A 13,416-nucleotide genomic window follows, 5' to 3' on the forward strand; every position below is an offset into this window, starting at 1 on the left:
GCACGTTTTGGTTGGAACGCATCTCCCAAATCAATTGTTAACAGGCCCTAATCTATCGCCAGGTGCTGGCGCTTGTATCTGGCAATTGCCACCAGCGCCATGGCAATCAGGAAAAGCCCTATCAGCAGCATGGCAGCGTTGGCCATCACCCGCGGGTAGCCCAGCTGCGCGACATTCAGAAACGGATAGGGATAAAACCCCGACAAGCTGCCGCGTACCATCGCCATCATGAAATAAGCCAGCGGGTAGATCAGCCATAAAAGACTGTCTTTTGCCTGCAAGCCGCTCTTCATCGCAAACAGCAGCCAGTACAACACGAACAGCACGGGGACGACGGTGTGCAAACCTTCATCCGAAAGCCTGTGCAAGCCGGTGAACGGCGCATGGTTGCGCAGCAGGAGGTTGTAACCGAGGCCGACAAAAATGATGTACAAGGCCATTGCAGTCAGCACCCCTGGCCGCGAGAAAAACCGGCCGGGCGCGGAGTCTGGCTTGAGCAACAGCAGTGTGCAGCACACCGCCAGCAGAATATTCGTCAGGATAGTCAGATAGTCGAACATGCGCCAGACTGCCTCGCCGTAACTCATTCCCTTGGCCACCAGGATCGGAACTGAAATGGAAAATTGCGCGGCAATCGAAAACCACGCAATCAGCGCAATCAGCAGCAGCAACAATTGCGGTGCGATAGTTTTTTTCATAAACGAAACCCGGTGTAACCAGGGCTCTGGCCGGCCCGCTTCAAGAAACGATACCTTGATCGACGCTCAACATGCGTTCCACATAGCGTGCGATCAGATCCACCTCCAGATTGACCTGCTTGCCGACCTGCAGGTGTTTTAACGCCGTCACTTCAATCGTGTGCGGAATCAGGTTGATCGAAAACAGGCAGCCGTCGGCCACATCGTCGACCCGGTTCACCGTCAGGGAAACGCCGTTGACCACCACCGAACCTTTATAGGCAAAGTATTTGGCGAGATCGCGCGCGGCCTTGATCACCAGCTCCCAGGATTCGCCCACCGGCTCGAATTTCTGCACCAGCCCGAGGCCGTCGACATGGCCGGAGACCAGATGGCCGCCCAGGCGGTCGGCCAGGGTCAAAGCCTTTTCCAGATTGACTTCGCCGCTGGCGTCGAGGCCGACGGTGCGATTCAGGCTTTCGCGCGAGACGTCGACTTCGAAGCTGTCGGCAGTCTTTTCAACCACCGTCATGCAGGCGCCGTTCAAGGAAATCGAATCGCCAAGTGCGACGTCGGCCAGCGACAAAGCACCGGCATCGATCCTCAGCCTGACGCCATCTTCGGCGCTCGAACCCAACGGTTTAACAGAAGTGATTTTGCCGACGGCAGCGACGATACCAGTGAACATGATGACAATATAAAAATTAAAGGAATCGTGCAAGGATACGCAAATCCTCGCCAATCTGCTTGATTTGGTGAAATTTCAGGGTCAGCTTATCCTGCAGATTTTCCAGCGCGGGCAGGTTGAACATGCCGCGGCCGTCGCCCAGGATGGCCGGCGCCAGATAGACCAGCAATTCATCGACGCAATGTTCCCGGATCAGGGAAGCGTTCAGCTTGGAACCGGCTTCGACATGCAATTCATTGATCTGGCGTTTGCCGAGCTCAAGTATGACTTGCGGCAAATCGACCTTGCCGCCGGCATTCGGCAGCACCACCACCTCCGCTCCCTGCCGCTCCAGCAGCGCCTGTTTGTCGGCATCGACGGTCGCGCTGAAAATCAGGTTGCCGCCGCCGGCCAGGATTTTTGCATCCGGACTGATACTGAGCTTGCTGTCGACGATCACCCGCAGCGGCTGCCGCGCCAGTTGCACGGTGCGCACCGTCAGTTGCGGATTGTCTTCTTTCACGGTGCCGATGCCGGTCAGGATGGCGCCGGCGCGGGCGCGCCACATATGGCCGTCGTCGCGCGCCGCCTGCGAGGTAATCCACTGGCTTTGGCCGTTATGCAAGGCGGTCTTGCCGTCCAGGCTGGCCGCTACCTTCAGCCGCACCCAAGGTTTGCCGGTTTGCATACGCGTAAAAAATCCGATATTCAGCTCGCGCGCCTGCGCCGCCAGGACGCCGGATTCGACCGCGATCCCCGCCGCTTGCAGGCGCGCCATGCCCTGCCCTGCCACCAGCGGATTGGGATCTTCCACGGCTGCCACCACCTTGGCTACGCCAGCCTGCTGCAAGGCGTCGGCGCAGGGCGGCGTGCGGCCGAAATGACTGCACGGCTCTAGCGTGACATACACGGTTGCGCCGCGCACATCAAAGCCTTTGGCGGCGGCGTCTTGCAGCGCCTGGATCTCGGCATGGTTGCCGCCCGGCGGCTGGGTGAATCCGCTGCCGATAATCTGACCGTCCTTGACGATCACGCAACCGACGGCGGGATTTGGCGCACTCGACAGCAGACCGTTTTCGGCAAGCTGCAAAGCTTGCGACATCAACAATTCAGCCGTGGTCATGGGGTAAGCCTGAAAATCATGTGAGAGCCATCAGAAAGAAGAGATGCGGTGATTGTACAAAATATGCCGTGGCAACCGCTAGTTAAAATGCGATGCCGGCTAGAGCCGGCATCAAAGCGGCGGCGCCAAGCTGGCGGCAGCCCGATTGCGCAAAGTGACGACCCGCTGGAATACTGCCCGCAGACGGCGATCGCTGGCGAATCTGGCGGCGCCGCTGCAATCGACATAGCGCTGCGGCTCGACGGTGAGATTGTCATCGCCGCGTAGCTGCAGACACAGCCGGACGCTGATCACTCGTTCCCAGTTCTGGTGCTGGTCGCCGGATAAGCTCGCTACCTGTGTGGCATTCAAGAACTGGCTCGGCGTCGCATCACCAATCGCCGCCACGCCATACATCAATTGCATATCTTCGACATTATTGACTATCGGTTGCGCACTCTTGTTGCCATTGCCATGGCAGTAGAGAACATTGGTGCTGCTGCCGGTACGCATGGCGACAAAAAACAGATTGCGCGCAATGCTGACATATGGCGCCAGCAAGTAGGCCGGATGATCGGGCGGCACTGCGCTGCGCTCCACGCTTGCCCCATTGCAGTCAGCACCGGCGCCACTGGCTGGATCGGCATAGTCGTCCAGCCGATAACTGATTTCAATACCTGCCATCCCGGGCCCGGCGCTGCACGAAAAATCTTTTCCCGAGCCCAGGGGTTTGGCGAAACCATGTTGGCAGCCACGCAAACCTTGCGCCGGCGTGCCGTCGGCTAGAATGAAATCCGTGATAGGCGCAGCACTTGCGGAGGGCCCGGTACTGGCCAGATTGCCAAAGCCCGCCTGCCGCAAATCCCGCTCCATCAGTGCCATGGCGTAGCTGCCGTCCTGCTGCAGCCGCCGCTTCTCCTCGCTCAAACCAAAGCTGGCTTTGCTGCTGAGATAGAGCGTTGTAATCAACAACAGCACGCCGGCAGCAAGCGTCATCGCGACCAGCAATTCCACCATCGAAAATCCGTGCCGGAGAGACGTTTTCAGCACGCGTTTATTGCAGATGGACATGGTGCTCAGCACGGGCCGCCATCCTTCCTTACGCTGATACGGCCGGAGTTGGCGATACACACTGTGCGCGCAAATTCACCATTGTGGCTGAACACCAGATTGGTAAAGCTGCTACTGGCGTTGCCGCTGCCGTTATAGGTAATCGAGGTTCTGCCAGCGCTGGCCTGGGTATTGTCATCCAGCGCGCCTTGCCGCGACAATATCTGCCGGCTGTCGCCGACCATCACCAGCCAGCCGGCGCCCCAGTCGCCGCCAACGCGCTCAGCGGTAGCCGCCGCACTGCATCGCGCGCCGGCGGAGTCGGCATCAATGCTGCGGCAGACAAGCACCGCCCGGCCGCGCTGGATGGCCTCGCTGCGCGCCAGGGTGAGCGCAGCAATCAGTTGGCCGGTCTCTGCCGACAGCCGGTTCTGAATCACAAACGACCGCATGGATGGCAAAGCAAGGCTCAACAGGATGCACATGATCGCCAGCACAATCATGGCTTCAATCAGCGTGAAACCTGAGTCTCGCGCAAAAAAATGCATCGGTGATCGCAATAAACATCGCAATAAACGCATAGCTGCTCCCGGTAATTGTTCTATATTTGTGTCATTTTTAACAACCATTTTCGCAAAAAAATAGCGCCGCTCAAAGCGGCGCCAACTTATTTAAGAATTTACTTTCTGCGGCCCGGCGGCGGTCCGGAGAATTCTTCAATCATGTTCTGGAATTCCGCCACATCTTCAAAGCTCTTGTAGACCGAGGCAAAACGGATATACGCAATCTTGTCCAGGCGCTTCAATTCACGCATCACCAGCTCGCCGACATGGCCGGAGAGAACTTCGCGCTCGCCGCTGGACAGCAATTTTTCCTTGATACGCTGCAACGCCTCGTCCAGCGCCTCGACTGACACCGGGCGCTTGCGCAAGGCCAGCATCAGGCTGGCGCGCAACTTGAGCGGATCGAAATCGGTGCGGCTGCCGTTCTTCTTGACGATCACCGGCATCGCCAGTTCTATCCGTTCAAAGGTGGTGAAGCGTTTGTCGCATTGAATGCAACGGCGCCGGCGACGAATCGAATCGCCCTCTTCCGACACGCGCGTGTCGAGCACCTGGGTTTCTTCATGCTGGCAGAATGGACATTTCATGATGACGGTAATCCGAAGGTTATTGCAGCGGGCAGTGTCGGTAGTTCCATCTCTACATTATTCCTTTTCGCAGCCACGCGCATGCCCCAAAAAAATGACATTACATGGTGCATGGGCCCGTGCAGAGTTCAAGCTGCGCCGGGCCCATGGTCTTTCTAAATTGCCGATAAGCCCTGTGGCGCATCGGCAATCAGTGCATCAAGCATCAAGCCGCATACACTGGGAAAGCATCAGTCAGTTTCTTGACTTCAGCCTTGACCCGTTCGATGGTCGCTGCGTCATGCGGATTGTCGAGCACGTCGGCGATCAGGTTGCCGACCTTGGTCGCTTCCGCTTCCTTGAAGCCGCGCGTAGTAAACGCCGGGCTGCCAACCCGGATGCCGGAGGTGACGAATGGCTTTTCCGGATCATTGGGGATGGCGTTCTTGTTGCAGGTCATGTGCGCTGCGCCGAGAATCGCTTCGGCTTCCTTGCCGGTGATGTTCTTGGCGCGCAGGTCAACCAGCATCACGTGCGATTCGGTACGGCCTGAAACAATCCGCAAGCCACGTGCGATCAGTGCTTTCGCCAGAGCGTCGGCATTTTTCACCACTTGCTGCTGATACGCCTTGAATTCCGGCGTCAGCGCTTCCTTGAACGCTACCGCTTTACCAGCGATGACGTGCATCAGCGGGCCGCCTTGGATGCCGGGGAAAATTGCCGAATTGATGGCTTTTTCGAACTCGGCCTTCATCAGGATGATGCCGCCGCGCGGGCCGCGCAGGGATTTATGGGTGGTCGACGTCACGAAGTCGGCGTGCGGCACCGGATTCGGGTATACGCCGGCAGCAATCAGGCCGGCGTAGTGCGCCATGTCGACCATGAAGTAAGCACCGACCGCTTTAGCCACTTTAGACATCCGCTCGAAATCGATGCGCAAGGCGTAAGCCGAGGCGCCGGCGATGATCAGCTTTGGCTTCTTTTCGTGCGCCAAACGCTCAAATGCTTCGTAATCGATTTCTTCTTTTTCGTTCAGACCGTAAGACACTACGTTGAACCACTTGCCGGACATGTTCAATGCCATGCCGTGCGTCAGGTGGCCGCCTTCTGCCAGCGACATGCCCATGATGGTGTCGCCCGGCTTGAGCATCGCAAAGAACACGCCCTGGTTGGCCTGCGAACCGGAATTCGGCTGCACGTTGGCGGCTTCTGCGCCGAACAATTCCTTGACGCGATCGATCGCCAGCTGTTCGGCGATGTCGACGAATTCGCAACCGCCGTAATAACGCTTGCCTGGATAACCTTCAGCGTACTTGTTGGTCAGCTGCGTGCCTTGCGCTTCCATCACGGCAGGCGAAGTATAGTTTTCCGACGCGATCAGCTCGATATGTTCTTGCTGGCGGTGGTTTTCTTTCTGGATGGCGCTCCACAATTCTGGATCGACATTGGCGATGGTATGGTTTTTCTCGAACATGTAATACTCCAATCGATAAGGGTGTGCCTAAATCGAATGAGGGCCAATATATTAGGGAAATGCGGCAGCCTCAGTCGTACTTTCCATTCGGGCTGCCCAGGCGTACGGCGGATGAAATCTCACGCTTCCCGGTGGATGCCCACCTTTTGCCGAAAGCCGCTGCGATCTTGTGAATCCGCGCGGTCCGGTTTTTTCGCCAGTCACGTGAGACGAAATGGTGCGGCTATTGTAAGCGAAGCACCTGGTTTGGGCAAGATTGGCAGCGCGCTTCAACGTTGGAAATCAACGCTGAAAAAAAAGCCGCCCCGGAGGGCGGCGCTTGAACAGGATTTATAAAAAGATAATAAAGCGATCAGCGAGTGCTTATATCTTGCCCGACAGGCTGATGCCTATTGTCCGCGGCGCAATTCGATAGCCTTCTGATATCGATTGCACGTTTGGACGCTGAATCACCTTATCGTTATTGGTCGCATTCTTGACGAACAGGGTCACTTCCCATTGATCGAAAGTGGCGCCAACGCTGGCGTCCAAGGTGCTGTACGCCGGCCGCTGATAGTCCGGATCGGTTGCTACCAAGGTGCCGTGGCTGCTGCCGGTCCAGTGCGCGGCGGCGCGCGCAAAACCGTAGTAATCGCCAGTCAGGTTGAAGGTATATTGGCCGGTCAGGCTGGCATTGTATTTGGGCACGCCCTGAATCGGATCGCCGGCGTGGGCTTTCAATGACGGCACATCGGACGACAAGGTGGCGTTGGTGTAACCGCCGGACAGGCCGAGCACTATGTTGGAAGTCGGCTTGCCTTTGATCTCGAACTCCGCGCCGTAGCTTTTGGCCTTGCCGACATTGGTCTCGTAATCGAAGCCGCAACCGGGCAATTGAATATCTTGCTGCAAGCCATCCCATTGAATATAAAAGACGGCGGCGTTGAACGACAGGCGATTGCCGAAGAGACGTGACTTGTTGCCAAGTTCATAGCTCCAAAGCTTGTCGGATTTGAATGAGGTCGGCGCTTGCGTGATGCCAAGATTGCTGAAGTCTGCGGCGCACAGCGACGCCGGAATCGGACGATCATTGCCGCCCAGGCGGAATCCTTCGGTAGCCGATGTGTACACCGTGTTGTTTGGATCGACTTCCCAGATCAGCGAATACTTCGGCGTAAACGCCGAGGACTTGGTGCTGACCGATGAGCTGGTCGGACCGCCGTTCCAGTAATAGTCGCCGTTGCGGCTCAAGCTATCGGTGGCTTCCAGATAACGCATGCCGACGGTGCCGTGCAAGTTCGGCATGAAATAATAATTCAGCTCGCCGAACACCGCTTTTTGCTCGGTATGGTAATGCCGTTCACTGAAATAGGAATTGTCATTCGGGAAGGCAATCCCGAGCTGGCCCGGATCGGCCGGATTGGCGCCGAAAGCGGCGTAGGTAGAGTTGAGACCAAAAATCGGTTCGTTGTCGGTGACATTGGTATGCAGGTTGGCGTAATAGACGCCGCCCAGCCATGTGATCGGCGATACTTTCTGATCATACGGCTTGGAGATGACGCGCACCTCTTGCGAGAATTGCCGCACCTGGTTCTGCAGGTAGACCGCCGACGGCAGAGCACCGATCGCTGCAGCAAGGCCGGGCGGCGTAGCCGGCACCGCCGAGCCTAAATTGTTGACCGCGGTGCCGTCCTGGGTACGATTGAAAGTGCGCTGATAAAAGCTGGAGACCGAGATCAGATCAGCCTTGCCCATGTCGTAGTTGACGGTCAGGCTAGGCACCAGCAAACGGTCGTTGCCAGGTTCGCGCACCAGCTTGCTGGTTTGGTTGGCGGGCAGCGTCAGATAGGAGGCATCGATATCCTTGGAATTGACTTCCTGATAGAACACCGATGGCGTGAAACTAAGGTTGCGGGTCGGCGCCCATTTCATCGCCAGCTTAACCACGCTTGAATCCTGCGAGTTGATGCCCTTGGCAATCACATTGCCGGTGCTAGGCGATACCTGGTCGATATAGCCGCTCTCATGGCCGGTTTGCACGCCGATGCGCAATGCCAGCTCGCCCGGAATCAAGGGCTGGTTGACGACGCCGTTGACGGTGTAGTTGGTGCCGCCGCCTTTGGTCGCGGAGGTTTCCGAATAGAAGCTGGCTTCTCTTTCCTTCAAGTTGGGCTGGTTGCTGATGAACTTGATGGTGCCGCCCATCGAACTGGCGCCATACAGTGTGCCCTGAGGTCCGCGCAACACTTCGATACGATCGATATCGAAGAATTTCGGTTCGGAACTGCCCATGCTGTATAGATTGCGTGTAGTCATCGAGACATCATCCAGATACACGCCGACAGTTGCCGAGCCTGCGGCCGAACTGACGCCGCGGATTTCGATATTGCTGAGACCTGCGCCCGAACCGCTGGCGCCCGAGAACGAGATATTCGGCATGGCCCGCGTCAGGTCGGAAAAATCGTTGATGTGCGAAGCCCGCAGATCCTCGCCGCTCATTACCGAGATGCTCAGCGGCACCTTGCTCGCATCTTCCTTGCGTTTTTGCGCCGTGACGACCACCGCTTCAATCTGATCAGTCGGCTTCGCCGATTTTTTTGTTTCAGGCGCGGCGGTTGTATTGGCGTCTGGCTTGCTGTCTGGCACTTGTTGTGCAGAAGCCGTAGCCGCCAGCAATGTTGAAGCTGCTGCTGCGACTGCAATAACGCAAGTCAAATTCGCGGAACGGTGTCTCATTGTTTTATAGCCCTTATGGTATGCAGCGATGAAAAATGCTTCCCAGCAATATCCATGCCACGCCAGGGTTTCTGCAAAAGGGGAATATCGATATAGAGGAATAAAATCCTGAGTGACTTGCCAGGGCCGGTCTTTACCGTCTCATGTCATGTTCTGGTGCAGCTTGCACCAAAGCAAATATGAAACCGCACTTCTGCGACAGGCATGCGGGCGTGAGAGCGGCAGCGATTGTCGACGGCGCGCATGGCAAATTGGGCTACAATTTCCAGCTACATCAACACGCAACAACAGGAGCATTGACCATGATTGTCTTGATTACCGGTGCAACAGCTGGCTTCGGCGCCGAAATGGCGCGTAAATTCACCAAGAACGGCCATCGGGTCATCGCCACCGGTCGTCGCAAGGATAGATTGGATCAGTTGGCCGCCGAACTGGGCGCGGCAGTCCTGCCGATCGTCATGGATGTCACCGACAAAGCTTCGATCAGCAACGCGCTGGCGGCCCTGCCGCCGGAATGGCAAGAGATCGATGTCTTGGTCAACAACGCCGGCCTGGCGCTGGGCGTGGAATCGGCGCAGCAAGCCTCGCTGGAAGAATGGGAAACCATGATAGAAACCAATTGCAAGGGATTGGTGACCATGACGCGCCTGGTATTGCCAGGCATGGTGACGCGTGGGCGCGGCACCGTGATCAACCTTGGCTCTATCGCCGGCGAATATCCTTATCCGGGCGGCAATGTGTATGGCGCCACCAAGGCTTTCGTCAAGCAATTCACGCTCAACCTGCGCGCCGACCTGGTGGGCACCGGCGTGCGCGCAACCGACATCGCGCCGGGCTTGTGTGGCGGCACCGAGTTTTCGAACGTGCGTTATCGCGGCAACGACGAGGCTGCGGCCAAAGTCTACGAAGGCACGCAGCCTCTGACACCGGGCGATATCGCCGATACCGCCTACTGGGTCGCAACCTTGCCTGCCCACATCAATATCAACCGCATCGAGATGATGCCGAACTGCCAGGGCTTTGCCGGCATGAGCATCAAGCGCAATTAGGTAGAAAGTAAGTAGGAAATAAGCCGAAAAGCAGGCTGAAGCGGCTGCAGCGCAACTCACGGCTGCAGCCAATCCCCCCATATGCAACGTTCAAAACGCAATACAACTGATGAGCAAGATAACCTCCGCCCCGCATGCAGACTTTAGCTGGCGTATCCGGGTGTACTACGAAGATACCGATACCGGCGGCGTGGTTTTTTATGCCAACTATCTGAAATTTTTCGAGCGCGCCCGCACCGAATGGCTACGCGCCGCTGGTGTCGGCCAGCGCACGCTGGAACAGACCGATGGCGTGATGTTTGTCGTCAAAAGCACCGGCGTCGACTATCATGCGCCGGCCAAGCTGGACGATGAACTGGAGCTTACCGTGGTGGTCGAACGTATCGGCCGTGTGGCGGTGGATTTTATTCAGCAAGCCTGGCGCCTCGGCGAAGGCGAACCGGTTTTGCTGGCGACCGGCCGCATCAGCGTGGTCTGCGTCAATGCCGCCAGCTTCCGGCCGCAGGCAATCCCGAAGCAAGTCATGCATAACATCAAGCCCGGCACCGGCAATACGGTGCAGGCGGTGGCATGAACCATGCTTGTTTCCGCCTATTCAAATAGTTCACAACAGCAACTCTGACGCCACAATGAACCTTCGTCCAGCGGACGCAGTCTTATGCTGCATTGCAAGGATGCCGGAGTAACACGATAACGCCGGGCAACATTGCCTTCACCAATTGCTAATTTGGCGGTAAGCACTTTACGATTACAATTCACTGTTTGAGTATTTTACTTAAACCTAAGACCATCCCTCAAGACCGCTATCCATGACTGTCACCCAAGATCTTTCGTTTATTACCCTAATTACCAATGCATCCGTATTAGTACAGCTGGTCATGGCGCTGCTGCTGGCAGTATCTCTCATGAGCTGGACTTATATTTTCCGCAAGATGTTTGCCATCCGCAGCGCGCGCTCGCAGACGGAAGAATTTGAGCGCGCATTCTGGTCCGGCGGCAATCTGAGCACGCTGTATCAGGACGCCACCTCGAATCGCCGCAAAAGCGCAGGGAAAAGCGGCGCACTGGAACGGATTTTCGAAGCCGGCATGGGCGAGTTCAACAAGGTTAAAGCTTCGCTCGGCAACAAGGGCGGCAGCGATTCCGCAGCCTTGCTGGACGGCGCACGGCGCGCCATGCGCGCGGCTTACCAGCGTGAAATGGATGCGCTGGAATCGCATCTGGCCTTCCTCGCCTCGGTCGGTTCGGTATCGCCGTATGTCGGTCTGTTCGGCACCGTGTGGGGCATCATGAATGCTTTCCGCGGGCTGGCAAACGTACAACAAGCGACGCTGGCGGCGGTTGCGCCTGGTATCGCCGAAGCCTTGATCGCCACCGCGATCGGCTTGTTTGCAGCGATTCCGGCAGTGGTTGCCTACAACCGTTTTTCGCATGATGTCGATCGCCTCGCAATCCGCTTCGAAAGCTTTATCGAAGAATTCTCCAACATCTTGCAACGTCAGGCGCACTAATGTCGGGCTCATCCTCCATGCGCGGCGGCCGCACCCGCAAATTCAAGGCGGACATCAACGTCGTTCCGTACATCGACGTGATGATGGTGTTGCTGGTGATTTTCATGGTCTCGGCGCCGCTGACCAACCCCAGCGTCATCAATTTGCCGAATGCGGCGAAATCGGCGACCCCGCCGACCGAGTACATCGAGATCACATTGAAACCCGGTGAACAGACCAGTATTCGCATCAACGGCCAGAAAAGCGGCCTCGGCAAGGCGGAAAGCGTGCCCCGCAATGGCTTGAAACAAAAACTGCAAGCCTTGCATGATGACAAACCTGACATGCCGGTGATGATTTCCGCCGACAAGGATATTAAATACGACGAAGTGATCAAGGTCATTTCGGAAGCCAAGATGCTTGGCATTAACCGCGTCGGACTGGCGACAAAGTGACGATCTGGTTATGACAGGCAACTCCCCGTATTCCGTACCAAAAGAACCCGGCGGCATCCGCGCCATCGCCCTTGCGGCGACAGTGCACGCCGTCTTGTTTGCATTCCTGTGGTTCGGCATTCACTGGCAAAGCCAGCAGCCGATAGCGGTCGAGGCTGAAGTCTGGAACCCGCAAATCAAGGACGCCGCGCCAACCCCGCCGGAACCGACGCCGGAGCCGACGCCCGTGCCTAAACCGGAGCCGGTAATCCAGGAGACCGCACCGCCGCCGAAGGTGGTGACTCCGCCGCTGCCGAATCCCGAAATCGCACTGGAAAAAGAAAAGAAACGCAAAGAACAAGAGCGCAAGGATCTGCAACGTCAGGAAGAACTGGAAAAGCAGAAGCAATTGCAAAAACAGCAAGCCGAGGAAGAGCGCAAGGACAAGCTGAAAGCCGAGGCTGAGCAAAAAGCCGCCAAGGAAAAAGCGGCTGCCCAGGAAAAACAGAAACTGGACGCCGCCAAAAAGACCGAAGCCGACGCCAAGAAGAAGCAAGCCGCAGCCGACGCCGCCGCTGAAACCAAGCGTCGCAGCGACGAGATGAAGCGCATGCTGGGCCAAGCCGTAGGCAACGGCCCGGCCAACAGTACCGGCACGGCAGCCCAGTCGCAAGGGCCGCGCGGCGATCCTGGCTATGGGCAAAAGGTCGGCGCCAAGATCAAGTCGAACATTAACTTCAATGTGCCCGAAGGTCTGGCAGGAAACCCGGCAGCGGAATTCGATGTCCAATTGCTTCCGGACGGTTCGGTAGCAAGTGTGCGCCTCAGAAAATCCTCTGGAGTTTCCGGTTTTGACGAGGCGGTAAAACGAGCGATTGAGAAATCGGCGCCTTATCCAAAAGACAAAACGGGTTCTGTACCTTCCAGTTTTATCGGAATCCATAAACCGAAAGATCAGTAAGCCATGAAAAATAAATTGCACCAACTCTTCGCGGTCATCGGACTTACGCTTACCGCCTTGGTATTCAATGCTCCGGCAAATGCCCAATTGCGCATCGAAACTTCCGGCGTCGGCGCCACTCAGATCCCGATCGCGATTGCCGGCTTCAGCAACGAAAACCTGGCGCCGCAACAGGTTACCGCCATCATCAAGGCCGATTTGGCGCGCAGCGGTTTTTTCAAGATCATTGATACCGGCGATGTCATCTCTGAAGCCACCCAGGTCAATCTGGGCGACTGGAAAGCGCGCGGCGCCGACGCTTTGGTAGTCGGCAGCGTGCAGCAACTGGCTGACGGCCGTTTCGATGTCCGTTACCGCTTGCTGGATACCGTCAAATCAGCCCAGCTGTCGGCTTTGGCCATGGCTGCTGCGCCACAGTACACGCGGGTTACCGCCCACAAGATCGCCGACGATATTTATGAAAAATTGATCGGTGCACGCGGTGCGTTCGCTACCCGCATCGCCTACATCATCAAGGCCGGCAAGGAATATCGGCTGGAAGTCGCCGACTCCGACGGCGAAGGCACCCAGGTTGCACTGCGCTCCAACGAACCTATCATCTCGCCGGCCTGGTCGCCGGACGGCACCAAGGTCGCCTACGTTTCGTTCGAAGCCAAAAAGCCGGTGGT

General features: G+C 57.1%; 13 protein-coding genes, 1 pseudogene and 1 riboswitch. Of the genes and pseudogenes, 6 read left to right on the plus strand and 8 right to left on the minus strand.

What is annotated here, in order from left to right:
• Nucleotides 1–47: 47 nt before the first annotated feature.
• From KHU33_RS23545 to KHU33_RS23580, 8 genes are all read right to left on the minus strand, one after another.
• Nucleotides 48–698, minus strand: coding sequence for a Pr6Pr family membrane protein (locus KHU33_RS23545; protein ID WP_211467505.1), 651 nt, complete (start codon nucleotides 696–698; stop codon nucleotides 48–50).
• A 40-nt stretch (nucleotides 699–738) separates the two neighbouring features.
• Nucleotides 739–1,365, minus strand: coding sequence for a riboflavin synthase (locus KHU33_RS23550; RefSeq protein WP_211467527.1), 627 nt, complete (start codon nucleotides 1,363–1,365; stop codon nucleotides 739–741).
• 16 nt (nucleotides 1,366–1,381) lie between these two features.
• The gene (gene ribD / locus KHU33_RS23555) at nucleotides 1,382–2,467 is read right to left on the minus strand and encodes a bifunctional diaminohydroxyphosphoribosylaminopyrimidine deaminase/5-amino-6-(5-phosphoribosylamino)uracil reductase RibD (protein WP_211467507.1); all 1,086 of its coding nucleotides are present in this window, start codon (nucleotides 2,465–2,467) and stop codon (nucleotides 1,382–1,384) included.
• A 111-nt stretch (nucleotides 2,468–2,578) separates the two neighbouring features.
• On the minus strand, nucleotides 2,579–3,517 hold the full coding sequence (locus tag KHU33_RS23560; RefSeq protein ID WP_211467529.1) for a PilW family protein: 939 nt from the start codon (nucleotides 3,515–3,517) through the stop codon (nucleotides 2,579–2,581).
• A gap of 5 nt (nucleotides 3,518–3,522) precedes the next feature.
• Nucleotides 3,523–4,044 (minus strand): GspH/FimT family pseudopilin, encoded by a 522-nt coding sequence (locus tag KHU33_RS23565; protein ID WP_211467531.1) that lies wholly within the window; start codon nucleotides 4,042–4,044, stop codon nucleotides 3,523–3,525.
• Between the two features lie 131 nt (nucleotides 4,045–4,175).
• Entirely contained in the window at nucleotides 4,176–4,646 is a 471-nt protein-coding gene (gene nrdR, locus KHU33_RS23570) for a transcriptional regulator NrdR (RefSeq protein ID WP_211467509.1), read from the minus strand.
• A 205-nt stretch (nucleotides 4,647–4,851) separates the two neighbouring features.
• A complete protein-coding gene (gene glyA / locus KHU33_RS23575) occupies nucleotides 4,852–6,099 on the minus strand; it encodes a serine hydroxymethyltransferase (RefSeq protein WP_211467511.1) in 1,248 nt (415 codons plus the stop codon).
• A gap of 87 nt (nucleotides 6,100–6,186) precedes the next feature.
• Nucleotides 6,187–6,313, minus strand: a riboswitch (ZMP/ZTP riboswitch).
• 149 nt (nucleotides 6,314–6,462) lie between these two features.
• On the minus strand, nucleotides 6,463–8,814 hold the full coding sequence (locus KHU33_RS23580) for a TonB-dependent receptor (protein WP_211467513.1): 2,352 nt from the start codon (nucleotides 8,812–8,814) through the stop codon (nucleotides 6,463–6,465).
• 302 nt (nucleotides 8,815–9,116) lie between these two features.
• Between KHU33_RS23580 and KHU33_RS23585 the strand changes: the two genes are divergently transcribed.
• The 6 genes and pseudogenes from KHU33_RS23585 to KHU33_RS23610 all read left to right on the plus strand — a co-directional run.
• Complete coding sequence (locus KHU33_RS23585; RefSeq protein ID WP_211467515.1) at nucleotides 9,117–9,863, plus strand: SDR family oxidoreductase; 747 nt, start codon at nucleotides 9,117–9,119, stop codon at nucleotides 9,861–9,863.
• A gap of 109 nt (nucleotides 9,864–9,972) precedes the next feature.
• Nucleotides 9,973–10,437: a tol-pal system-associated acyl-CoA thioesterase gene (ybgC, locus tag KHU33_RS23590; protein WP_211467517.1), complete on the plus strand. Its 465-nt coding sequence runs from the start codon at nucleotides 9,973–9,975 to the stop codon at nucleotides 10,435–10,437.
• A gap of 235 nt (nucleotides 10,438–10,672) precedes the next feature.
• Nucleotides 10,673–11,374: a protein TolQ gene (gene tolQ, locus KHU33_RS23595; RefSeq protein WP_211467519.1), complete on the plus strand. Its 702-nt coding sequence runs from the start codon at nucleotides 10,673–10,675 to the stop codon at nucleotides 11,372–11,374.
• Complete coding sequence (locus KHU33_RS23600; RefSeq protein WP_211467521.1) at nucleotides 11,374–11,808, plus strand: ExbD/TolR family protein; 435 nt, start codon at nucleotides 11,374–11,376, stop codon at nucleotides 11,806–11,808. The genes tolQ and KHU33_RS23600 overlap by 1 nt, the downstream gene beginning before the upstream one ends.
• A 10-nt stretch (nucleotides 11,809–11,818) precedes the next feature.
• Nucleotides 11,819–12,748 carry a cell envelope integrity protein TolA gene (gene tolA, locus KHU33_RS23605; protein WP_211467523.1) on the plus strand — a complete coding sequence of 310 codons (930 nt, stop codon included), beginning with the start codon at nucleotides 11,819–11,821 and terminating at the stop codon, nucleotides 12,746–12,748.
• A gap of 3 nt (nucleotides 12,749–12,751) precedes the next feature.
• Nucleotides 12,752–13,416 (plus strand): annotated as a pseudogene (locus KHU33_RS23610) (PD40 domain-containing protein); the annotation flags it as partial.

The organism is Collimonas silvisoli, assembly GCF_018305005.1.
GTDB lineage: Bacteria > Pseudomonadota > Gammaproteobacteria > Burkholderiales > Burkholderiaceae_D > Collimonas > Collimonas silvisoli.